The 21,150-nt window shown below is 64.9% G+C and carries 22 protein-coding genes and 1 tRNA gene; 6 read left to right on the top strand and 17 right to left on the bottom strand.

Annotated features, from left to right (window positions below; genetic code table 11):
* Positions 1–37 precede the first annotated feature (37 nt).
* Positions 38–2,338, top strand: a complete 2,301-nt coding sequence (locus JTE92_RS24195; RefSeq protein ID WP_063238273.1) for an AAA family ATPase — start codon at positions 38–40, stop codon at positions 2,336–2,338.
* Positions 2,339–2,360: 22 nt separating this feature from the next.
* Here JTE92_RS24195 and murI read toward each other — a convergent pair whose 3' ends face one another.
* The 4 genes from murI to JTE92_RS24175 all read right to left on the bottom strand — a co-directional run bounded on the left by murI (position 2,361) and on the right by JTE92_RS24175 (position 6,614).
* Positions 2,361–3,170: a glutamate racemase gene (gene murI / locus JTE92_RS24190; RefSeq protein ID WP_063238272.1), complete on the bottom strand. Its 810-nt coding sequence runs from the start codon at positions 3,168–3,170 to the stop codon at positions 2,361–2,363.
* A gap of 167 nt (positions 3,171–3,337) precedes the next feature.
* Positions 3,338–4,861 (bottom strand): fumarate hydratase, encoded by a 1,524-nt coding sequence (locus JTE92_RS24185; RefSeq protein ID WP_063238256.1) that lies wholly within the window; start codon positions 4,859–4,861, stop codon positions 3,338–3,340.
* A 193-nt stretch (positions 4,862–5,054) separates the two neighbouring features.
* Positions 5,055–5,609, bottom strand: a complete 555-nt coding sequence (locus JTE92_RS24180; RefSeq protein ID WP_063238255.1) for a TIGR00645 family protein — start codon at positions 5,607–5,609, stop codon at positions 5,055–5,057.
* A 102-nt stretch (positions 5,610–5,711) separates the two neighbouring features.
* Positions 5,712–6,614 (bottom strand): DMT family transporter, encoded by a 903-nt coding sequence (locus tag JTE92_RS24175; protein ID WP_063238254.1) that lies wholly within the window; start codon positions 6,612–6,614, stop codon positions 5,712–5,714.
* Positions 6,615–7,012: 398 nt separating this feature from the next.
* On the opposite strand from JTE92_RS24175, the gene acs reads away from it, so the two are divergent.
* The 3 genes from acs to JTE92_RS24160 all read left to right on the top strand — a co-directional run bounded on the left by acs (position 7,013) and on the right by JTE92_RS24160 (position 11,290).
* Positions 7,013–8,995, top strand: coding sequence for an acetate--CoA ligase (gene acs / locus JTE92_RS24170; RefSeq protein WP_063238253.1), 1,983 nt, complete (start codon positions 7,013–7,015; stop codon positions 8,993–8,995).
* A gap of 92 nt (positions 8,996–9,087) precedes the next feature.
* A complete protein-coding gene (locus JTE92_RS24165; RefSeq protein ID WP_063238252.1) occupies positions 9,088–11,139 on the top strand; it encodes a sodium:solute symporter family protein in 2,052 nt (683 codons plus the stop codon).
* A gap of 60 nt (positions 11,140–11,199) precedes the next feature.
* Positions 11,200–11,290, top strand: a tRNA-Ser gene (locus JTE92_RS24160).
* 64 nt (positions 11,291–11,354) lie between these two features.
* Here the strand turns inward: JTE92_RS24160 and JTE92_RS24155 are convergent.
* From JTE92_RS24155 to JTE92_RS24100, 12 genes are all read right to left on the bottom strand, one after another.
* Positions 11,355–12,476 (bottom strand): site-specific integrase, encoded by a 1,122-nt coding sequence (locus JTE92_RS24155; RefSeq protein ID WP_174544849.1) that lies wholly within the window; start codon positions 12,474–12,476, stop codon positions 11,355–11,357.
* Positions 12,476–12,688 (bottom strand): DUF4224 domain-containing protein, encoded by a 213-nt coding sequence (locus JTE92_RS24150; protein ID WP_063238251.1) that lies wholly within the window; start codon positions 12,686–12,688, stop codon positions 12,476–12,478. Before JTE92_RS24150 ends, JTE92_RS24155 begins: the two co-directional genes overlap by 1 nt.
* Before the next feature lie 10 nt (positions 12,689–12,698).
* The gene (locus JTE92_RS24145) at positions 12,699–13,145 is read right to left on the bottom strand and encodes a hypothetical protein (RefSeq protein WP_063238250.1); all 447 of its coding nucleotides are present in this window, start codon (positions 13,143–13,145) and stop codon (positions 12,699–12,701) included.
* Positions 13,142–13,627: a hypothetical protein gene (locus tag JTE92_RS24140; RefSeq protein ID WP_232353313.1), complete on the bottom strand. Its 486-nt coding sequence runs from the start codon at positions 13,625–13,627 to the stop codon at positions 13,142–13,144. Before JTE92_RS24140 ends, JTE92_RS24145 begins: the two co-directional genes overlap by 4 nt.
* Entirely contained in the window at positions 13,627–13,953 is a 327-nt protein-coding gene (locus JTE92_RS24135) for a hypothetical protein (RefSeq protein WP_063238249.1), read from the bottom strand. Before JTE92_RS24135 ends, JTE92_RS24140 begins: the two co-directional genes overlap by 1 nt.
* A gap of 19 nt (positions 13,954–13,972) precedes the next feature.
* Positions 13,973–14,188 carry a hypothetical protein gene (locus tag JTE92_RS24130; protein WP_063238248.1) on the bottom strand — a complete coding sequence of 72 codons (216 nt, stop codon included), beginning with the start codon at positions 14,186–14,188 and terminating at the stop codon, positions 13,973–13,975.
* A complete protein-coding gene (locus JTE92_RS24125; RefSeq protein ID WP_063238247.1) occupies positions 14,181–14,423 on the bottom strand; it encodes a hypothetical protein in 243 nt (80 codons plus the stop codon). The genes JTE92_RS24130 and JTE92_RS24125 overlap by 8 nt, the downstream gene beginning before the upstream one ends.
* A complete protein-coding gene (locus JTE92_RS24120) occupies positions 14,423–14,581 on the bottom strand; it encodes a hypothetical protein (protein ID WP_157096918.1) in 159 nt (52 codons plus the stop codon). The genes JTE92_RS24125 and JTE92_RS24120 overlap by 1 nt, the downstream gene beginning before the upstream one ends.
* Positions 14,578–17,295, bottom strand: a complete 2,718-nt coding sequence (locus tag JTE92_RS24115; RefSeq protein WP_063238269.1) for a toprim domain-containing protein — start codon at positions 17,293–17,295, stop codon at positions 14,578–14,580. The genes JTE92_RS24120 and JTE92_RS24115 overlap by 4 nt, the downstream gene beginning before the upstream one ends.
* Positions 17,296–17,317: 22 nt before the next feature.
* Positions 17,318–17,869 (bottom strand): BRO-N domain-containing protein, encoded by a 552-nt coding sequence (locus tag JTE92_RS24110; RefSeq protein WP_063238246.1) that lies wholly within the window; start codon positions 17,867–17,869, stop codon positions 17,318–17,320.
* A 79-nt stretch (positions 17,870–17,948) separates the two neighbouring features.
* The gene (locus JTE92_RS24105) at positions 17,949–18,140 is read right to left on the bottom strand and encodes an ogr/Delta-like zinc finger family protein (protein ID WP_371136914.1); all 192 of its coding nucleotides are present in this window, start codon (positions 18,138–18,140) and stop codon (positions 17,949–17,951) included.
* Between the two features lie 53 nt (positions 18,141–18,193).
* A complete protein-coding gene (locus tag JTE92_RS24100) occupies positions 18,194–18,478 on the bottom strand; it encodes a hypothetical protein (protein WP_063238244.1) in 285 nt (94 codons plus the stop codon).
* Between the two features lie 328 nt (positions 18,479–18,806).
* Between JTE92_RS24100 and JTE92_RS24095 the strand changes: the two genes are divergently transcribed.
* Positions 18,807–19,298: a helix-turn-helix domain-containing protein gene (locus JTE92_RS24095; RefSeq protein WP_063238243.1), complete on the top strand. Its 492-nt coding sequence runs from the start codon at positions 18,807–18,809 to the stop codon at positions 19,296–19,298.
* A gap of 12 nt (positions 19,299–19,310) precedes the next feature.
* On the top strand, positions 19,311–20,072 hold the full coding sequence (locus tag JTE92_RS24090; RefSeq protein WP_157096917.1) for a hypothetical protein: 762 nt from the start codon (positions 19,311–19,313) through the stop codon (positions 20,070–20,072).
* A gap of 67 nt (positions 20,073–20,139) precedes the next feature.
* Here the strand turns inward: JTE92_RS24090 and JTE92_RS24085 are convergent, their stop codons facing one another.
* Entirely contained in the window at positions 20,140–20,709 is a 570-nt protein-coding gene (locus tag JTE92_RS24085) for a hypothetical protein (protein ID WP_063238242.1), read from the bottom strand.
* Positions 20,710–21,150: the final 441 nt, after the last annotated feature.

The raw sequence follows: 21,150 nt of genomic DNA, 5'->3' as shown, positions 1-21,150 counted from the left end.
CGGTCGGCCCCGCCACGGCGAGCTCGGGGAACCGTCCATGGATTTCACACGTTCCGCTGAAGATGACCGATCGACGCTCCTGCGCTCCATGCCCGGGGTGTCGTCCAGCTCCGCGCTGGACTGGATGTGCGCGCAGTTTGCCCTGCGCGTGGTATGCGCATTGGGACCGCGCTTCAACCTGCGCAGCAATATCAATGATGTGCTGACCGTCAGCGCGCAGGAAATGGTGTGGCCATATGGGGTGGTGCTGCGCGTGCAGCGCTTCCTGGCCGCCCGCTGCGCCGACATGCCCGCGTGGAAGGGGGCGGCGCGGCTGACGCCCGAGGAATTCCTGGACCGCCACGGCCAGTGGAACAGCGCCTTCGACGAAAGCGCGCTGTTCTATTACCTCGACGAGTACGTCAAGCACCACGCCAAGGACATGTTCGCCGTGTTCGACGCCTCGGCCGCCGCCATCGCGCAGCGGCTGGACGGCGAGCGCGTGCTGCTGGTGCGCAATATCGACATGCTCAGCCGCGTGCTGGACCTGCCCGACCACGAGCGCAAGCTGCTGCTGTACGCGGCGCTGGCCAAGTACAAGCGCGACCTGCGCGCGGTCATGGTCGATTGCAAGGTGGCGCACAGCCAGGAAGCCTTCCAGATCCTGGCCGGCCTGACCGGCGCCGGGGCCGCCGATGTGGCGGCGTCGCTGCGCCCGGGCTCGCGGCTGGAAACGCTGAACCTGATCGAGCAGCCGCTGCCCGAGAACAGCGTGACCGACCTGGGCGACCTGATGCGCCTGTCCGACCGCCTGCTGCACGTGCTGCTGGGCAATTACGCCAACGAGGCCGAGATGATGGCGGTGTTCACCCGCCCGGCCGCGCCGCCTACGCTGACCGTCGCCGACTACCCGCATGTCGAGACCGATGCCCGCTACCTGTGCGCGCTGCTCGCCAACGCCACGCGCCAGCACGCCAGCGGGGTCAACGTGCTGATCTACGGCCCGCCCGGCACCGGCAAGACTGAATTCGCGCGCCTGCTGGCGCGCGAAGCCGGTTGCGAGCTGTACGAGGTGGATTGCCTGGACCGCGACGGCAACAGCCTGTCGGGCAAGGATCGTTATCGCTCGCTGCAGGTCTCGCAGGCCTTCCTGCGCGGCCGTGCGCATACCGCGCTGCTGTTCGATGAAGTGGAAGACGTTTTCCCCGGCAGCGCGCGCGAGCTGATGAGCCTGTTCGGCCAGGAAGATACGCGCGCGTCGGTCAACGGCAAGGCGTGGGTCAACCAGACGCTCGAGCAGAACCCGGTGCCGGTGATCTGGATCTCCAATTCGATCCGGCAGATCGACCCGGCCTACCTGCGCCGCTTCCAGTTCCACCTGGAGCTGAAGATCCCGCCGCCGCTGGTGCGCGAAAACATCATCCGCAAGCACCTGGGCGGGCTGGATGTCAGCGATGCCTTCATCAGCGGCCTGGCCGCGCGCAAGACGCTGACGCCGGCGCAGGTGCAGTCGGCGGCGCGCTTTGTCGAGCTGGCGCGGCCCGATGTGCAGGAGCCGGTCGAAGCGCTGATCCTGCGCCAGCTGGAGCATGCCGACCGCGCCATGGGCCTGCGTCCCGAGGCCGAGGCCCGGCCCATCGTCACGCATTACCGGCTGGAAAACCTGCACCTGGAAACCCGCTACGAGGTGGCGAAGATCGTCGACGCACTGCGCGTGCGCCAGCGCGGCACGCTGTGCTTCTATGGGCCGCCCGGCACCGGCAAGACCGCGCTGGCCGAGCATATCGCCGCCGAGCTGGACCTGCCGCTGATGATCCGGCGTGCCTCGGACCTGATGAGCAAGTACGTGGGCGAGACCGAGCAGCAGATCGCGGCGATGTTCGCCCGCGCCGAGGAAGACGGCGCGGTGCTGTTGCTGGACGAGGCGGACAGCTTCATGCAGAGCCGCCAGCAGGCGGTGCGCAACTACGAGATCTCCGAGGTCAACGAGATGCTGCAAGGCATGGAGCGCTTCAACGGCATCTTCATCTGCACCACCAACCTGTTCGACCGCATCGACGAGGCCGCGCTGCGGCGCTTCTCGTTCAAGATCCGTTTCCTGGCGCTGAAGCCGGAGCAGCGGGCGGCGATGTTCGTCGACGAAGCGCTGGGCAGCGACGCGACCCTGTTGAGCGATGGCATGCGGCGCGAACTGGATGCGATGGATTGCCTGACGCCGGGCGATTTCGCCACCGTCAAGCGCCAGTGCGTGCTGCTGGGCGAGGCGCTGACGCCGGAGGAGTTCCTGGCGCAGCTGCGCCAGGAACATGCCATCAAGCCGGAGGTGCGGGCGCACCGGCCGCTGGGCTTCCTGCAATAGCCTGCAGCAGGGCCGGCGCCGGCTAGAAGGCTGGCGCCGGTTCGATCACCGCTGTTTCCGCATCCGCGTCCACCCGCAGCAGCGCTGCCGCCATCGCGTGCAAGTGCGCGGCGTCCTTGGTGGAAACGAAGCGGTCGCGCGGCAGCGCGCCGGCGTCCGCGCAAAGGCCGTGCTCGGCCAGCTTGCGGGCGAGCTGGCGCGCAATGGCGCTGCCGGTGTCGACCAGCGCCAGCTGGTCTCCGACCATCTCGCGGATCGTGCCGGACAGGAAAGGGTAGTGGGTGCAGCCCAGCACCAGCGTGTCGGCACCGGCTTCGAGCATGGGAGTGAGGTAGGCATCGAGGCGCTCGCGCACGGCGGGGCCGTCGAGATCGCCTTGCTCGATCAGCGATACCAGGCCAAGGCCCGCCTCGCAGATAAAGCGGCTTTCACCCGCGAGCGAGGACAGCAGCCGCCCGAACTTGGCGCTCTTGAGGGTATTGGCGGTGGCGAGCACGCCCACCACCTTGCTGCGGCTCGCCGCGGCGGCGGGCTTGAGGCCGGGCTCGACGCCGATGATCGGCACCGGCAACCGTTCGCGCAGCGTCTGCACCGCGTGCATGGTCGCCGTATTGCAGGCGATCACCAGCGCCTTGCAGCCCTGGCCGAGCAGCCATTCGCACGCCTGCAGCGTGCGCGCCTCGACGAACGTCTCGGGTTTTTCGCCATAAGGCGCGTATTTCGAGTCGGCCAGATACAGCAGCGATTCATGCGGCAGCAGCGCGCGGATCTCGCGCAGCACGGACAGGCCGCCAAGGCCGGAATCGAAGACGCCGATGGATGCGGGGTTCACGTAAGCGGAGAGGAGAGGGGTTTCTCCCCTCTCCCGCCTGGCGGGAGAGGGGCCGGGGGTGAGGGCGGGCGCTTCAACGAAGTGAGGGCCGTCGCTCTTGCAAGCGCCGGCCCTCACCCCCAACCCCTCTCCCGCAAGCGGGAGAGGGGAGTACTGCTTGCGGTCGGTTACAGCGCGGCAACCGGGATCTTGCCGATCTTGGCCTGCCACTCGGCGGGGCCGGTCTTGTGCACCGAGGTGCCTTCGCTGTCCACGGCGACCGTCACCGGCATGTCCTTGACGTCGAACTCGTAGATGGCTTCCATGCCGAGGTCTTCGAAGCCGACCACCTTGGCTTCCTTGATCGCCTTGGCCACCAGGTAGGCGGCGCCGCCCACGGCCATCAGGTAGGCCGACTTGTGCTTCTTGATCGCCTCGATGGCTGCCGGGCCGCGCTCGGCCTTGCCGATCATCGAGATCAGGCCGGTTTCGGCCAGCATCATCTCGGTGAACTTGTCCATGCGCGTGGCGGTGGTGGGGCCGGCCGGGCCGACCGCCTCGTCGCGCACCGGATCGACCGGGCCGACGTAGTAGATCACGCGGTTCTTGAAGTCCACCGGCAGTTTCTCGCCCTTGGCCAGCATGTCGGCGATGCGCTTGTGCGCGGCGTCGCGGCCGGTCAGCATCTTGCCGTTGAGCAGCAGGGTCTGGCCCGGCTTCCACGAGGCGACTTCTTCCGGCGTCAGCGTGTTCAGGTCGACGCGCTTGGACGTTTCGGTGTTCGGCGCCCATTCGACCTTCGGCCATTGCGACAGGTCCGGCGCTTCCAGCCTGGCCGGGCCGCTGCCGTCCAGCGTGAAGTGCACGTGGCGGGTGGCGGCGCAGTTCGGGATCATCGCGACCGGCTTGGACGCGGCGTGCGTCGGGCAGGCCATGATCTTGACGTCCAGCACGGTGGCCAGGCCGCCCAGGCCCTGCGCGCCGATGCCCAGCGCGTTGACCTTCTCGTACAGCTCGACGCGCAGTTCCTCGACCCAGTCCTTCGGGCCGCGGGCGATGATGTCCTGGATGTCGATGGATTCCATCAGCGATTCCTTGGCCATCACCATCGCCTTTTCGGCGGTGCCGCCGATGCCGATGCCCAGCATGCCCGGCGGGCACCAGCCGGCGCCCATGGTCGGCACGGTCTTCAGCACCCAGTCGACGATCGAGTCCGACGGGTTCAGCATCACGAACTTGGACTTGTTCTCCGAGCCGCCGCCCTTGGCCGCGACCTGGATGTCGACGGTGTTGCCCGGCACCACTTCATAGTGGATCACGGCCGGGGTGTTGTCCCTGGTGTTCTTGCGGCCGCCTTCGGGCGGGCTGACGATCGAGGCGCGCAGCACGTTGTCGGGGTGCGTGTAACCGCGGCGCACGCCTTCGTTGATCATGTCGGTCAGGCCCATGGTGGCACCATCCCACCGCACGTCCATGCCCACCTTGACGAAGACCGTGACGATGCCGGTGTCCTGGCAGATCGGGCGCTTGCCTTCCGCGCACATGCGGCTGTTGGTCAGGATCTGCGCGATCGCGTCCTTGGCCGCCGGGCTCTGCTCCAGCTCATAGGCACGGCCCAGGCTGGTGATGTAGTCCATCGGGTGGTAGTAGCTGATGTACTGCAGGGAGTCGGCGACGCTCTGGATGAGGTCTTCTTGCTTGATGACTGTCATTTTGTGGGGTGGGCAGCGGTGAAACACAGCCCGAAATCATACACCGAGCCGGGGCGCTCTGCCCGGCTGCATACATGCGTCTACAGTGGCGAATTGTGTCTTGGGGGCCACTAAGCGGCCGCGACAGCGCCCAAAACAAAAAACCGCGGCACAAGGCCGCGGTTCTGGTTGAGGCTGGCGCAAGGCGCGCCTCTTAATGTGATTCATGCTTCGCATGATGGCCGGGGCCATGCGAAACCATCTTGTCGACCCACGCCATCGCCAGTGCCGACAGCAGGAACGCCAGGTGGATCGCGACCTGCCACATGATGGTGTGGGTGGAGCGCTGCTCGGCGTCGATAAAGGTCTTGAGCAGGTGGATCGACGAGATGCCGATCAGCGCCATCGACAGCTTGACCTTGAGCACGCCGGCGTTGACGTGGTCCAGCCATTCCGGCTCGTCCGGGTGGTTGTCGATGCCAAGGCGCGAAACAAAGGTCTCGTAGCCGCCGACGATCACCATGATCAGCAGGTTGGAAATCATCACCACGTCGATCAGGCCGAGCACCACCAGCATGATCTTGTTCTCGTCGTACTCGGTCACGTGCGACAGCAGGTGCCAGACCTCGATCATGAAGTGGTAGACATAGACGCCCTGGGCCACGATCAGGCCGAGGTAGAGCGGCAACTGCAGCCAGCGCGACGCGAAGATGATGCGCGGGATCGGCCGCATCGTGGGCGGCTGCGTGTTCAGCGGGTTGGAGGCCATAGGCGGGGCGGTATCGGCGAGTCAAAAACGGCGAGGATTGTACCAAGCGGGCGGGGCCGCCCGGTGACATGTGCCTTTGGCCTGGCCCCGGTCCCGCGCCGCTCAGCCCGTCGCGCCAGGGTCGGTGCCAGCCGCCTTGCGGCGCCAGGCCTCGCGTGCAAGCCGGCCCGGCCAGCTGGCCAGCACGATGCCCGCCAGCACACAGGCCAGCGCCACGCCGTGCGGCCAGCCCGGCTTCTCGCCCAGGAACACGATGCCGTAGGTGGCCGCCGCCACCGGCAGCACCGAGGTGAACACGCCCGCCAGTTGCGCCGGCACATGGCGGATGCCCTTCATCCACAGCCAGAACGAGAACACGCTGGCCGACAGCGCATACCACAGCAGCATCAGCCAGGTCGGCGCGGGCACCGTCGACGCATCGAAGCTCAGCAGCGGCACCAGCCCCAGCGGCAGCATCAGCAGGCCGCCGATCAGGTGCGTATAGGCGCAGATCTCGATCGCGGCCAGCGTCTGGGTGAGCCGGCGCGACAGGATCACGTAGATCGACTCGCACACCACCGCGCCCAGGATCATCAGGTTGCCGAGCCAGGCCTGGCTGTTTTCGCCGGCGCCGTGCGAATCGCCGCGCGCGATATTGAGCACGGCGATGCCGGCCACCGCCAGCAACACCGAGGCCACGGTGCGGCGCGACAGCCGTTCGCGCAGCACCAGCCAGGACAGGATTGCCACCGTGGCGGGAATGGTGCTGGTGATGACCCCGGCGGCCATGGCGCTGGTCAGCCGCACGCCGTTGAGCATCAGCAGCGTGAACAGGAAGGTGCCGAAGAACGCCTGCAGGAACAGGTTCAGCCATTCGGCGCGCGACACCTGGCGCATGCGCGCGGGCCGATACCACGGCGCCAGGCAGATGATGGCGATGACGAAGCGCAGCAGTGCAAACAGCAGCACCGGCACATGGGCGATGATCGATTTGCCCAGTCCCACATTGCTGCCGACCAGCGCCATCGAGGCGACCAGGAACAGGGCGTGGACCGGGGAGAAAAGCTGAGAGTGGGCAGAGGCTGAAGTGGAGGTGTTGGCGGGCACGGTCGATGCCTCGGTCAGCCGGCGGCCACGATCGCGGGTCGCGCGATGGCGTGGCAAGCCGGTGCAAGCGTGGGGGGCCGCGGCAAGGGTAAGCACCGCGTTCAGGTATAGGGCTCGCGGGATTATAGCTGTGCTAGCCTAATGGAGAAGGCTGCACTTTCGCCCCCGATGGCAGGACGTTTCCCGCTGCATTGCAGCATGCGGCGACCTCGGACACCGCCCGTCACCACAGGCAGCAGCCGCCGACCGTCAGGTTTAAGTAAGCCGTCGGGCGTAACTTGGCAGCCAAAGCCATTCCAAAATCAGGAGACGAGTCTATGTCCGCCATCGAATCGGTGATGCAAGAGAGCCGCGTGTTCAACCCGCCCGAGTCGTTCGCCAGCCAGGCCGCGATTCCCGGCATGGACGCCTACCGCGCGCTGTGCGAGGAAGCCGCGCGCGACTACGAAGGCTTCTGGGCGCGCCACGCCCGCGAGCTGCTGCACTGGAACAAGCCCTTCACCAAGGTGCTGGACGAGAGCAACGCGCCGTTCTACAAGTGGTTCGAGGACGGGCAGCTCAATGCCTCCTACAACTGCCTGGACCGCAACCTGGAGAACGGCAACGCCGACAAGGTCGCGATCGTGTTCGAGGCCGACGACGGCACCGTGACGCGCGTCACCTACCGCGAGCTGCATGCCAAGGTGTGCCGCCTGGCCAACGGCCTGAAGACGCTGGGCATCAAAAAGGGCGACCGCGTCGTGATCTACATGCCGATGTCGGTCGAAGGCGTGGCCGCGATGCAGGCCTGTGCGCGCCTGGGCGCGACGCACTCGGTGGTGTTCGGCGGCTTCTCCGCCAAGTCGCTGCAGGAGCGGCTGGTCGACGTGGGCGCGGTGGCGCTGATCACCGCCGACGAGCAGATGCGCGGCGGCAAGGCGCTGCCGCTGAAGGCCATCGCCGACGATGCGCTGGCGCTGGGCGGCTGCGAGGCGGTCAAGAACGTGATCGTGTACCGCCGCACCGGCGGCAATGTCGGCTGGACCGAGGGCCGCGACCGCTGGCTCGACGACGTCTGCGCCAACCAGCCCGACACCTGCGAAGCCGAGCCCGTCGGTGCCGAGCACCCGCTGTTCGTGCTCTACACCTCGGGCTCCACCGGCAAGCCCAAGGGCGTGCAGCACAGCACCGGCGGCTACCTGCTGTGGGCGCTGATGACGATGCAGTGGACCTTCGACGTCAAGCCCGATGACCTGTTCTGGTGTACCGCCGACATCGGCTGGGTCACCGGCCACACCTACATCGCCTACGGCCCGCTCGCTGCCGGCGCCACGCAGGTGGTGTTCGAAGGCGTGCCGACGTACCCCAATGCCGGCCGCTTCTGGGACATGATCGCGCGCCACAAGGTCAGCATCTTCTACACTGCGCCGACCGCGATCCGCTCGCTGATCAAGGCCGCCGAGGCCGACGAGAAAATCCATCCGAAGCAATACGACCTGTCGAGCCTGCGCCTGCTCGGCACCGTGGGCGAGCCGATCAACCCCGAGGCGTGGATGTGGTACTACAAGAACATCGGCAACGAGCGCTGCCCGATCGTCGACACCTTCTGGCAGACCGAGACCGGCGGCCACATGATCACGCCGCTGCCGGGCGCGACGCCGCTGGTGCCGGGTTCGTGCACGCTGCCGCTGCCGGGCATCATGGCCGCCATCGTCGACGAGACCGGCCATGACGTGCCCAACGGCAACGGCGGCATCCTGGTGGTCAAGCGCCCGTGGCCGGCCATGATCCGCACCATCTGGGGCGACCCGGAGCGTTTCAAGAAGAGCTACTTCCCCGAGGAACTCGGCGGCAAGCTCTACCTCGCCGGCGACGGCTCGATCCGCGACAAGGACACCGGCTACTTCACCATCATGGGCCGCATCGACGACGTGCTGAACGTGTCGGGCCACCGCATGGGCACGATGGAGATCGAGTCGGCGCTGGTGGCCAACCCGCTGGTGGCGGAAGCCGCGGTGGTGGGGCGCCCGGACGACATGACCGGCGAGGCGATCTGCGCCTTCGTCGTGCTCAAGCGCGCCCGCCCCAACGGCGAAGAGGCCATCAAGCTTGCCACCGAGCTGCGCAACTGGGTCGGCAAGGAAATCGGCCCGATCGCCAAGCCCAAGGACATCCGCTTTGGCGACAACCTGCCCAAGACGCGCTCGGGCAAGATCATGCGGCGCCTGCTGCGCTCGCTGGCCAAGGGCGAAGAAATCACGCAGGACACCTCGACGCTGGAGAACCCCGCGATCCTGGAGCAGCTCAAGCAGGCGCAGTGATCCCGTAGCCTTGCCCCCAGAACCCGCCGCCGCGTTCCCGCGCGCCGGCGGGTTTGTTACGATAGCGCCCCACCGACCACGGATCGTCGCCCATGCCAGATGCCCAGTCGCGCTTCCGCCGTCGGCTGCTGCTGTACTACGGCCTGTTCACGCTGGGGCTGTTCGGCTTCGTCGGCATGATGGGGCTGCTGGAGCGCTCCAATGCCGACGCGCTGTGGCTCGGTTACGTCTTCCTCTTCGTCACCATCGCGATCTATGCCTGCATCGGGCTGATCTGCCGCACCTCGGATCTCAACGAGTATTACGTGGCTTCGCGGCGCGTGCCGGCCATGTTCAACGGCATGGCAATCGCCGCCGACTGGATGAGCGCGGCCTCGTTCATCGGCCTGGCCGGCATCCTGTTCGCCTCTGGCTACGAAGGCCTGGCCTACGTGATGGGCTGGACCGGCGGCTACTGCCTGGTGGCCTTCCTGCTGGCACCCTACCTGCGCAAGTACGGCGGCTATACCATCCCGGATTTCCTCGCCGCGCGCTACGGCAACGGCAAGCCCGGCGGCAACCTGCCGGTGCGCGCCATCGCGGTACTGGCGGCGTCGCTGTGTTCGTTCGTCTACCTGGTGGCACAGATCCAGGGGGTAGGGCTGGTGGTGACGCGCTTCATCGGCGTGGAATTCGCCGTCGGCATCTTCTTCGGGCTGGCGGGCATCCTGGTGTGCTCGTTCCTGGGTGGCATGCGCGCGGTCACGTGGACGCAGGTGGCGCAGTACATCATGATGATCGTGGCCTTCCTGGTCACGGTGTCGATGATCGCGTGGAAGCATCACCGGGACGTGGTGCCGCAGCTCAGCTACGGCACGCTGCTGACGCAGCTTGATGCGCGCGAGCAGGAGCTGGAGCGCGCGCCCGCCGAGCAGGCCGTGCGCGAATACTACAAGCAGCAGGCCATCCTGCTGCAGGAGCGCATTGCGCGCCTGCCGGAGTCCTTCCAGCAGGAGCGCGATGCGCTGGACGCACGCCTGCAGGACCTTCGTGCGCGCAATGCGCCGCTGCGCGAAATCAAGGCGCTGGAGCGCGAGCGCCTGGAGTTCCCGCGCGATCCCGCCGCCGCGCAGCAGCAGTGGAGCCTGCAGCGCGAAGACGCGCTTGCGCGCAGCCGGCATTCGAGGTCGTCCACCGAGCCATATCCCGCGGCGTCGGAGGAGGAGCGCAAGACCAAGCGGCTCAACTTTGTGTTGCTGGTGTTCTGCCTGATGGTCGGCACCGCCAGCCTGCCGCATATCCTGACACGCCTCTACACCACGCCCTCCGTCAAGGAGACCCGCAACTCGGTGGCCTGGGCCGTGTTCTGCATCGCGCTGCTGTACGTGTCCGCACCGACGCTGGCCGCGCTGGTCAAGTACGAGTTCTTCGAGCACCTGGTCGGCACGTCGTATGCGGAACTGCCGCAATGGGTAGTGCAATGGCGCAAGGTCGATCCGCCGGTATTCGGCATTCGCGACGTCAACGGCGACGGCATCGTGCAATGGGCCGAGATCCTGCTGCAGCCCGACATGATCGTGCTGGCCGCCCCGGAGATCGCCGGCCTGCCCTACGTCATCTCCGGCCTGATCGCCGCCGGCGCGCTGGCCGCGGCGCTGTCGACTGCCGACGGCCTGCTGCTGACCATCGCCAACGCGCTGTCGCACGACGTCTTCTATCACATGGTCGACCGCCAGGCGAGCCATCAGCGCCGCGTCACGACGGCCAAGATCGTGCTGCTGGGCGTGGCCTTGTTCGCTTCATACGTCACATCGCTGCGTCCCGGCAACATCCTGTTCCTGGTCGGCGCCGCCTTCTCGCTGGCCGCGTCCAGCTTCTTCCCGGTACTGGTGCTTGGCATCTTCTGGCGCCGGACCACCGCGGCGGGTGCCGTCGCGGGCATGGCCGCGGGGCTTGGCGTCGCGGTGTACTACATCTTCGTCAACTATCCGTTCTTCACCCGCATGACCGGCATCTTCGGCGACCGCTGGTTCGGTGTCGACCCGATCGCCTCCGGCGCCTTCGGCGTGCCCGCGGGGTTTGCCGTGGCGATCATCGTCAGCCTGCTCACGCCGCGCAATGCGCCGGTGATCGACAGGCTGGTGACGTATTTGCGCAGGGGATAGGGCGGTGCCGCACGAACTTGTGGATTCGTCGGGCAACTCTGCTATAATCGCGGACTTCCCGGAGAGATGGATGAGTGGTTTAAGTCGCACGCCTGGAAAGCGTGTATAGGTTAATAGCCTATCGGGGGTTCGAATCCCCCTCTCTCCGCCAGTTATTCTGTAAGGCTTAGCGGGTTAGTAAGAGCTAACCGCTGGGTCATAAAGCGCCATGTGGGTCATTCCCCCTGGCGCTTTTTGTTTGCCTGCAGAGGGGCGACGACCTCTGCCTTGCGCCGGTACACGCGCTGAGTGGTAGCGCTGCTGGCATGCGAGAGCAGGGCGCGCGCATGCTCAAGGTCGTCCGCGTCGCTGCCGGCCTTCGCTCGGATGTCGTGCTCGGTGAAGGGCACGTTTACCTTGGTCTCGGCCATAACGCGCTCCATGAAGCCCCGCCATAGCGATTCCCAGCCGCCAGCGCGACCCGTTTCCTCGTTGATGTAGCACTCGCCCCTGAGCGTGCAGAAAAGCCACGGGCTGATGTCGATCGGGCGGGCCGCCAGAGCATCGGATACCGCGGCGCGCAGATCGTCGTTCCACGTGTAGATCGTCCGTTTTCCGGTGCTGCCGGCTGTCTTGTGCCGCTGGATGTGGATCCCGTCGTCCTTGAAGTCCTGGGCCGGCCGCAGGCGCAGCAGGTCGCCGCGCGCCATGCCGGTCAGCATCTTGATCCGGATATAGGCCTGAGCCGCCCTCACGCTTCCCTTCTTCCGGCGCGACGGCAGCGCCAGGCATTCTGCTATCTCCCAGTCATCGACGTACCGGTCGCGCGGCTTCTGCCCCTTCATCCGCGTCTCGCCGAGGAACGGGTGCCTGTCCAGGTAGCCCCATTCGACCGCCTTGGTGTAGGCGTGTGACAACACCTCGACCTCGCGGCGCCCTGCGGTCAGTGCCTTCACCTTGATCATGGTGCCGTCGGGCAGCTTCTTCTCCTTCGTGCGTGCGTCGACGTAGGCATAGATGTGCCGCGGCTTGATGGCAATCAGCGGCCACTTCTCGAACTGCAGGCGCAGGCGTTTGATACAAAGCCGGTGGTGGCTTTGAGTCGTCGGCTCCTTCGTTGGCACCTCTTCCAGAAGGTAACGGTCCAGCAGTTGGCCCACCGTGTTGGCCTTCTCCAGTGTGCCGATGCGCTCGGCCCAGGTCTTATACGCTTCGGGCAGCGTGCTGCCGAGCCGAAATTTCTTCTTGCCATCCCAATGCGCTTCGAGCCCGGGCGGAACGCGATAGAAGTAGGCGCCATGGTGCAACTGCCACCTCGCGGGCAGCCCTCGGTTCTCGGTCTTTCGAGGCTTCGGCATTACATGATGCTCCGGTCGATCTCATATTCTGGTTCGTGACGGTGGACCGGCGTGCTGGCGCCGAGCAAATGCTCGACGTGGGCTCGCAGGACAATGATGCTACCGTCCGGGCGGATCCGGTGCGCCACGCCGAGCGAGTTCAGCACCGAGGCCTGTGCGTGCCGCCGAACGCGATTCGTCAGTTCGCGCAACTCTTCTGTGGTCAGGAGCATGCCTTTGGCCTCAAATACCTGCGGTCTCACCTTTCAACCTCATGGAGATGCATGGCGTAATTTCGCTTGCACTGAGGTTGAGCGCAAGCAGCAGCATCGTAAGGCGTTCTCGCCACGGCTTCACGAGGTGCTTGGACTGATGCGCGTCAACTGCCAGCGGTACGCCGGCGGCGGTATCTAGGGCGCCGCCGATGATGAGCTGCGCCGGCGCCTGGCCGTCCAGCTCGTCCCGCCCGGTCACCCACCAGGCGTACCGTTGTGCCGACTGCGCTTCCGTAGCGGGTTCCATCAGGATTGCCTCGGCGATCGTCAGCAGGTTCTCGCGCGTTGTCTTCGGGAAATCCACCAGCCGCTTGCCGGCCACGTTTGCCTCGGGATAGAGGCCCGTGCAAATGATCTGCGCCACGCGCTGGACATAGGGCACAGGGTGCTGCTGGGGTGTGGTGATGTCGGTCATGTTGCTTCTGCGAGGTGAACGATCTGGCCGGCTTCCACCGGGCCTTGGGCGGTTGCCCGGTTTTCGACTTGCAGGGTGGCCACCAGCAACTGGCGGCGGGTGCAGGCGCGCTGCATGTCGTCGGTCAGGTTCAGGCCCTGACCGATCGCGCGGAACTCGTCGCCGGTGACGCCGAGCCGGCCGCGCAGGCGAAAGCGCTTGCCCACGTCGGCGACCGCGGCCACTGCCGCGTCCATGGCGTCGCGCAGCTCCTGGTTGTCGGCGAAGTACAGCGTGGCTACGACCTGGCCGACGTTGATTCGGAAGGCGAGGGTGTGCCAGGCGGCTTCGGTGGCGGTCCCATCGAGGATCTTGCTCAGCTCGACATGGGGGATGAGCTGCAGGTCCACCTCGGCGTTGCTGCTGAAGCGGAACATCACGGGCAGAACGCAGGCGCGCGCGGGGCGTGGCCGGCGGGTCTTGCGGTGCTTGCTGGCTGGCATCACTGCACCTCCTGCGAGGTGTTCGCAGATGCATCAGCAGCCGCCTCCTGGACTTTCGGAACCCAGCGCTCTCCATCCCACTGGCAATGTGCTTTCAGTGCGTCCCAGTAATGGTGATTGCCCTGCCGGTCCCAAAGCGGCGCACCGGCCCAGCGCAGCCAGCGCCTGATGATCTCGCGGCCAATGGCCTCGGCCAGTGCGCCGGCGCCGTGATCGTTGAGCGGAGCGGGATTCGCTTGTGCGATGTGCCAGAGGGACGCGAGATGGCTATCGTTGTAGCTCTGCAGCTGTTCCGTATCGATGTGGAAGGTGACGAGGTGTTCCATGGTTTAGCTCCAAAGGAGATCAGTCGTCGAAGTCGCCGGCAGCGCGGCGCTTCAGGTCGGAGGTGCCGCCGACGGGGCGGCGTGCCGCAAGCTGCTGCTCGCGGCTGGCCATGGCCCGGGCCGCAGCCGCCAGGGCGGTGCGCAGCAGGTCGGACATGGCGTCGAAGGGGGTGGCGATCCGCAGGGCGCGATGGGCGCGGCGCAGATCGGCGTCGGTGATGGCGGGCTTACGCACGGCGGGCTCCCGGGCGAAGGAACCCGTCCCACACGCCGCGGCCGTAGCAGACGGTGAAGAACAGGCTCACCCAGAACATGCCGGGTTCGCCCGTCGCGGCGGTCAGGTACAGCCAGGCCGGCTGACCGAGCAGACCCACCAGGGAGCCCCAGCGGGCACGCGCGGTGCCGGCGTTGAGCAGGTAGATGGAGCCCACGGCGGTGGCGATCATCCAAAGGTTGAGCAGCGCGAGCATCAGGCAGCCCTCCCTATGGCCCGCGCGCAGCAGAAACGCGGCGGCTCGGTCAGGTGCTCCAGGGCGCCCAGCTGGGCATCCAGGCGCGTGCGGGCGATGGCGGTGAACCGCATGCGCACGCCGGTGTGCGAAACGATGAAAACGAGAAAGGCACTCATGCTCGCGCTCCTTTGTTGCCCGAGCGATCCTCGAAGACCCAGCACTTGACCGTGGTGGGGCGCTTTGGCGCGTGGGGATACTCGGCGTTGTGACGCGCGTTGATAGCGCTGTTGACAACCCTCAGCTCCACGAACTTGCGATGCCGAGAGGTGCGCAGCACACGCTTCAGATCGGTCAGCGGAGGGAGATTGAGGCGGCGGTCGTTCGCCACCTGTTCGAAGTGCCGCAGGCTGATAGCGATGGTTCCGCCATCCCCCCGGGCGTGATTGAGCACGGCGTGGTCTTCTTCCGCCGATTCGATGTGGTCGTACAGCTCCCAGAATTCCTGAACCAGCGGATGGTCGGCGCCGATGGCCTGCTGGCGTTCCACAGCCATGGTCACCAGTTGCTTGATCGCCGCATCGCGGTATTCCTTGGGCAGTGGCACCACGTGGCCCAGGCAGTCGACCAGCGCCATCACTTGGGCGTGGTTCTTCACCAGGCGTTGGTGCTTGACGTCGGGGTGTTTGGCCAGATGGTCCTGGTACGCCGGCATACGTTCCACATAGGAGGCGAGGATCTCGCGCTCTTTGAGGATGGCGGTCAGCAGGAAGCCGGACACGTCTTCCACTGGCATCTGCTCCAGCGCGCGCGCCGCGGCAAAGGTGTCGGGGTTCTGGCCGGCGCGATCGAAGTACAGGTGGACGATCCGCTGCAGCACGGCCTCGCTGGCGTTGACCTCGGCGTTCTGGCTGATCACCACGGCACCGCGGAAGGGCGGCTCGTAGGTCTCGTTGCCGGCATTCTTGACGCCGCGCGCCCGGGTGCTGCGCCCGTTGTAGGCGGTTTTCAGCTCGTTCCAGTCGAAGCCCTTGACCTTGGCGCCGTCCTCGCCGCGGTCGCCCTCGATCAGCACCACTGGCAGGTTGGACACCTGGGCGAAATTGCGTGCGCGCGCCGCCAGCGAAGACTTGGAGGGGTCGAAACCCTCGTAATCACGGCGGCCGCACAGCTTCCACAGAAACTCGATCAGGGTGGACTTGCCCGCGCCAGGCTCGCCCACGACCTCAAGGAACGGGAAGCTCTTCTGCTTGATCCCTTCGCCCTCGCGGATCTGCTCTGCAAACAGGCTGCCCAGCCAGAAGGCCAGTGCCACAATCGCCTTGGCGCCGAAGGCGCGCCAGATCAGCTCCAGCCAGTCGTGGCGGAATGCCTTGAGATCCATGTTCAGCGAGAGGCCGGCCGAGCCGCCGATGGTCTTGATGGACAGGCGGCCCACGTCGAAGAAGTCCTCGTCGTTGAGCATGTGGAGCTTGCCGTCCTTGACCGCCACATCCGCGTAGACATAGCAGCCGTGCTCCTTGGTGTACCCCACGAAGTCGATGGTCTGCACGCTCTTGATGCGGTGCATCTGTTCCTTGAGGTAGGCGTCCAGCTGCCCGTTGGTGCCCGTGTAGAAAGCACCCGGCGCCACCCCCAGCAGCCGCTTCTTGAACTCGCCAGCGGAGGCGATCTGCGAGCTGGTGAAGGTGTTCTTGACCGGCTGCGAGTCGTGGGGGAACGCGACGCGGAAGTAGTACCAGGCCTCGTCGGTAGCAGCATTGGCCTGGTAGTACAGGACCGTGGGCAGGCAGGTGGCGATGTTGGTCACCACGCCGGCCTTGAGCATGGCCTCGTCGCGGATCTCCGCCTCGGTCATGTCGTTGTGGGCGCTGCGCACGGCGTCCATCTCGCGGTTGAGCGCTTCCAGATCGACCTTGAACCAGTACAGCTTGCTGTCGAAGTCGAAGGCGAACTGGCTCAAGCCGGTGCGGCCATAGACGAGCCGCGCCTTCTCGGCCGCGCTTGGGGCAGCCATCAGGTCGCCCAGGTAGCGGTACTCGTCAAGGTCCTGCGCGGACAGTTTGCCGAGCTGGTGCAGGTCGTTCCAGTCGCGCTTCTTTGCGCCGACCTGCTTGGGCAGCGCGACCGAGGCTTCCCATCCGGCTTCGCGGCTGCGCTTGAGCCACTGCGTGGCGTAGCGCGTGCCGGCATGGTCGGCATCCAATGCCCACACCAGCTTCGGTCGTGCCCGCCCCGTGGCGGCGCACTGTTCGGCCAGCGCGGCCAATGCCATGCCCGGATAGTTGGCGCAGGAAAGCGCCGAGACAGCCGGCACCCCGTGGTGCCAGAGCGCGATCGCGTCGAAGATCCCTTCCACGATCCACAGCTCGGCCGCGCCAGACGTTTCCAACACCGGTGGCTGCCACCACATGCCGCCGTAGGGGCCGTGGAACGTTGCCTTGCGCTTGCCGAAGCGGTGGGCCTGGTCGATGATGCGTTCCCAGTAGATGCCGCTGCCCAGTGCGAACCGCACGGTGGCGCTGCCGATCTTCAGGTCATGGCTGTAGTAGCTCTCCTGGGTGTACCAGTCGCGCACCTTGTCCAGGTCGAAGCCGCGGCTGTCGCGCATGTAGGCGTCGGCAGCGGCCTTGGGATTCTCGGGCGTGGCCTTGAAGCGGTCGCTCCAGCTCTCGAACAGATCGGCGTAGAGGTCCTTGATGTGCAGCTCGGCACCGCAGTGGTTCAGGCGGTTGCAGCGAACGACCCAGGGGTCGTTACCGAAGGCCCACAGGGTCTTCTTGCCGCAGGCCGGGCATTTGCCGTCCTCCAGCTTCTCGCCGCCGCGCTTCTGCTTAAACGCATAGTCACGCAGCAGGCGGCTGGTAACTTCGGCGTGCAGGGATGGGTTCATGGCGCTGCGCATCTTTGCTGGCTCAGGCGACGCCCTCGATCGACTGCTGCTTGAGCCCTGGCGCCAGGGATTCCAGGTCGGCCACCGGCATGCCCAGCAGCCGTGAGACGTGAATCAAATTGGCATGCAGTTCCAGCGCTACGGCACGCGTTCGGATGCCGGAAAGCTCCTTCACCAGCGCGCCGCGGTAGCGCAGCGCGGCCAGGTGTTGCGGCACTGTCAGCGTGCCCACCTTGCGCGGCGGCTGCCGGCCCTCCAGCACGTCCAGAACCCAACGGCGGAACACTTTGGCGCGCTCCGTGCGGGCCAGCATGCCCAGCAGGTAGCAGCCGCGCGGGCTGAAGATGCGGACCTGCTGGCGCCCGCCTGCGGTGTCGAGCTCGACGAGCTGAGTCATTTCGGTAGTGAACTCGTCGGCGTTGCGCGCGTGAAGGTCGGCGATTCGATCAGTGCGGTTGTAGCCCAAGGCTCCCGCAATCTGCGGGCCCCTTAGCCATGGCACGTTGTGGATGTCGACTACATCGAATTCGATGTTTTCGAAGACGAGGACCGCGGTTTCAGGATGGTTCTTCATGGCAATAGGCAAAAGGAGTCCCTCACGCCCCGACAGGGGCATGAATCGGTAAGTCGATCGGAGGAAGGAAGTTAGTCCGCTACGTCGGCAGCAGGTCCATCTGCCGCTCGTCGCGCGGTCCTGGCCGCGGCTTCCCAAGCGGCAGGTAAGCCTTCGGATTCGGCTTCATGCTGGGCGCAATGGTGTGGACCGGGGAGAGCAGCATCTTGCAGGTGTATGCGCACTCCACGTTGTGGCATTGCACGTACAGTTCGCGAGTGAGCAAGGACACAGCGCGGCTGGTGCGAATGTGGAGCTGCGTCCCGCAGTGTGGACAGGTCATCTTCATTTGCAGGATCTCCCGCACTCGCCCAGGCCCTCCCGGGCGCATTCGCAGTGCATGCCGACTTCGCCGAGGGTGGTTACGGCGTCCAGGTACTTGCGTGTGATCAGCACATAGCCGACAGCGGACACCATGGCGTCAAGCTTGTCGATCACTACGCCCTGATTCCCGCTTAGGAACCGGCTGATGTTGGAGTCATCCCAACCGATGGCGCGTTGCACGTCCACGCGGCCTGGGCCGGTCAGCGCTTCGCGCAGGGTCTGCTCTATGCGCACGGGCTTTCGCATCGCATCACCCCGCAATCGCATCTGCGTGCAGATGCGGTTCGGCAATTCTATGCTGGGAACCAGCGGTATCGAGCCCAAATTCACGCTCGTAAGCTGCCATGCCACGGAGGAACATCAGGCGGGTAAATGCCGCACGGGAGCGGAATTCCGCCGCGCCGTATCGGTCCGCTTTTGCGACCTCGGCTGGGGTAAGTCGAATGGCCACGGGTACCGTGTCTGGCTGGCGGGGCGCGCGCAGGGCAGGAGGCTTAGTAGGCATACGATATGATTGGGTTTCGTTAGTGTGCGCTAATCATCTTAGTCTCCAATTTGGAGACTTTATTGACATATGTCAACCGAAATGGAGACTATTGGCGAGCGTTTGAAGGCCGAAAGGCTACGTCTTGGCCTGACTCAGGCCGAGTTCGGCGAGGCGCTTGGTGTTGCGAAGAACGTGCAAAGCCGGTACGAGAGAGGGGATCGTTCTCCTGATCCGGTTTACCTAGCAGCTATTGCCAGATCCGGCGTCGATGTGCTCTACGTCCTAACCGGCAAACGACTTCCAGAAAACGCGATCTCTCTGGACGCTGCTCGCGTCGCGGCTGGCCAGGCATACAAGGCCGCTCAGGCTTTGGGCAACGACTTGTCAGTCGAACAGTTCGAGAGGCTATTTGTCACTTTGTGTGACACCACCGCGGCAAGGGAAGAGGCTCAAAAAGCGTCGGGGCCCGAGCCAGAGGTCAAGGGCGTACACAAGGTCGTGCAGAGAATTGGCGCAGGGTCGAACAACGTCCAGATCGGAAGCGGCGTTAAGGTCAGCCAGAAGAAATCGACAACGTAGGGGGCAGTAACAATGGACGCGCTGTTCGGCTTGGGAGGGATGGTTGGCCTCTACATATGGGCATGGCGTCGACTTGTGAATGCCGCAGTCGCGAAAGGAAGATCTCGCTGGCTAGGGCATGGCCTCGGGCTATGTCTTGGAAGCTTGCCCTCCATCTTCTTTGTTGTGGCGATCGCTGTCACATTCCCAGCTGCCGGCCATAGGCAGGGCACTTCAACAGAACTTTCAGTGCTATGGATAATTTGCGCGATTTCCATTGCCATGATGTGGCACTTCACACGCAGCCCCGCACCCCACGGCACGGCAATGCCATCCCCGGCAGATCTGCCCTCGTCGGCGCGACCATTGAAGGCAATACTCGCAAGGTTAAAACAGTCTCTTGTCGATGTAACCGGTGATGTTCGGAAGCAGGGTGCCGCCAAGCTCTCCCCGGTAGAAGCGGAGCGTCGGACGTTCGAGAAATGGGGAAAAGCAGCCCAGGCTGGTAGCGTGTCCGCTTCAGTGCATGTCACGACAACGTGGTCCCGTGAGCATCGAACAGAAATTAGAGATGAGATCGAGTTCGAATATCGAGACTTTGAAGGTGCCCCCAGTAAACGCCGCGTAATCGTTACCGAAATGGCGCAAGAGCATTTCGAAGGCTATTGCTTGCTGCGCAAGGCCACTCGCACTTTCCGCTATGACCGCGTTGATGGACTCATCACGCGCATGGACACCGGTGAGCTTCTGTCTTGCAATGAATGGAGAGATCAAGCCGAGGAGCTGGCCAGATAGCTGGGCCGGTGCAGGATAGTTGGCCCGATTCCTCGGCTAACGGTTGTCATGACAGATGCACCGCGAATCACGGCTCTTGCTCGGCACGAGCATCCCAGAAGCGTTGCCAGTCCGCCAGCGTGACCCAAAGCGCGGCGCGCAGTTGCACCTCATTGAGCGTACTCAAATCAGACATCTGGAAGTGCTCACGGCACAGTTTGTGGGTCGATGGCTTCAGGCCTGGACAGATTTCCCACATCCTCAGTATCTGCCGCACCATCGCGTTACGCGGTAGCTTTTCGCCGCGACGGCACGACAGCCAACTGACCAGATACGATCGAGCGCTCCAGTATTGCGCATGTGTCAGGCTTTCTTCCAGGCCGACTTCATTAAGTCCCCGGCCATTGAGGTGGCGCGTGAGTGCCTGCCAGATGGATGCCGCATCGATCAGGTCGTCTTCCGCCATTTCGATTTCGAGGATGATGTCTGTAAGGTCTCTGCGTTCTTCAAGTGACATGAGGTCCTCGTCGGCTTGCGCTGGCGACTTGGGAGGCACGGGCTGAGCACTACGGTAGCGGTGAATGACGATGGTCCCGATCTGGATGTTTCCGCTTCCGTCGCCCATGCACTGATCGATTCTCTTCTTCCCTTCATCCACAGACGCATCCTATGCAGCCAGCCACAATGCTCTCGCAAAAGCTAGCAGTGGGGCGCCGCCCAGTCGATAGGACCGTTCCGATCCATCTATTCGTCTGAGTAATGTCAACGATGGTGTTTGCAGCATGCGAATCGTTTGGCGCTTATTGTCAACGCGGGTGGCCTGGTCGCAACGACACTTGCGGCGTACCGTGCATCAAGCGCTCATTCGCTGCCTGGTGGTACGCCGGTTCTAGTTCGCAGCCAATCCGCTGACGCCCAGCCTCTTTTGTCCGAGGACTGGACGATCTCCATCCAGGTACGAACGGAAGCAACCTCAATGCAGTCATAAGGGGGAATTGGCTGACTTGCTGAAAGCGGCCTCTCTGGTATTTGGGAAGAGGTGTACGATCAAGCAAGTTGGTCACTCGTCCGAGATGGTCAGCGCATGTGAACAAAGCTA

The sequence above is a fragment of the Cupriavidus oxalaticus genome, from assembly GCF_016894385.1.
GTDB classification, from domain to species: domain Bacteria; phylum Pseudomonadota; class Gammaproteobacteria; order Burkholderiales; family Burkholderiaceae; genus Cupriavidus; species Cupriavidus oxalaticus.
Note: the sequence above shows the minus strand (reverse complement) of the source record. Positions and strands in the feature narration are given on the sequence as shown.

Bases quoted from the DNA above. Each gene is read 5' to 3' on its own strand.
- acs (WP_063238253.1), top strand. From the start codon at position 7,013: ATGTCCGCCATCGAATCGGTGATGCAAGAGAGCCGCGTGTTCAACCCG.
- JTE92_RS24115 (WP_063238269.1), bottom strand. From the start codon at position 17,295: ATGAACCCATCCCTGCACGCCGAAGTTACCAGCCGCCTGCTGCGTGAC.
- JTE92_RS24195 (WP_063238273.1), top strand. From the start codon at position 38: ATGGATTTCACACGTTCCGCTGAAGATGACCGATCGACGCTCCTGCGC.
- JTE92_RS24110 (WP_063238246.1), bottom strand. From the start codon at position 17,869: ATGAAGAACCATCCTGAAACCGCGGTCCTCGTCTTCGAAAACATCGAA.
- JTE92_RS24180 (WP_063238255.1), bottom strand. From the start codon at position 5,609: ATGGCCTCCAACCCGCTGAACACGCAGCCGCCCACGATGCGGCCGATC.
- JTE92_RS24145 (WP_063238250.1), bottom strand. From the start codon at position 13,145: ATGACCGACATCACCACACCCCAGCAGCACCCTGTGCCCTATGTCCAG.
- JTE92_RS24125 (WP_063238247.1), bottom strand. From the start codon at position 14,423: ATGCTCGCGCTGCTCAACCTTTGGATGATCGCCACCGCCGTGGGCTCC.
- JTE92_RS24175 (WP_063238254.1), bottom strand. From the start codon at position 6,614: ATGGCGCTGGTCGGCAGCAATGTGGGACTGGGCAAATCGATCATCGCC.
- JTE92_RS24090 (WP_157096917.1), top strand. From the start codon at position 19,311: ATGGACGCGCTGTTCGGCTTGGGAGGGATGGTTGGCCTCTACATATGG.
- JTE92_RS24140 (WP_232353313.1), bottom strand. From the start codon at position 13,627: ATGCCAGCCAGCAAGCACCGCAAGACCCGCCGGCCACGCCCCGCGCGC.
- JTE92_RS24185 (WP_063238256.1), bottom strand. From the start codon at position 4,861: ATGACAGTCATCAAGCAAGAAGACCTCATCCAGAGCGTCGCCGACTCC.
- JTE92_RS24120 (WP_157096918.1), bottom strand. From the start codon at position 14,581: ATGAGTGCCTTTCTCGTTTTCATCGTTTCGCACACCGGCGTGCGCATG.
- JTE92_RS24150 (WP_063238251.1), bottom strand. From the start codon at position 12,688: ATGCTCCTGACCACAGAAGAGTTGCGCGAACTGACGAATCGCGTTCGG.
- JTE92_RS24155 (WP_174544849.1), bottom strand. From the start codon at position 12,476: ATGCCGAAGCCTCGAAAGACCGAGAACCGAGGGCTGCCCGCGAGGTGG.
- JTE92_RS24165 (WP_063238252.1), top strand. From the start codon at position 9,088: ATGCCAGATGCCCAGTCGCGCTTCCGCCGTCGGCTGCTGCTGTACTAC.
- JTE92_RS24135 (WP_063238249.1), bottom strand. From the start codon at position 13,953: ATGGAACACCTCGTCACCTTCCACATCGATACGGAACAGCTGCAGAGC.
- JTE92_RS24095 (WP_063238243.1), top strand. From the start codon at position 18,807: ATGTCAACCGAAATGGAGACTATTGGCGAGCGTTTGAAGGCCGAAAGG.
- JTE92_RS24100 (WP_063238244.1), bottom strand. From the start codon at position 18,478: ATGCGAAAGCCCGTGCGCATAGAGCAGACCCTGCGCGAAGCGCTGACC.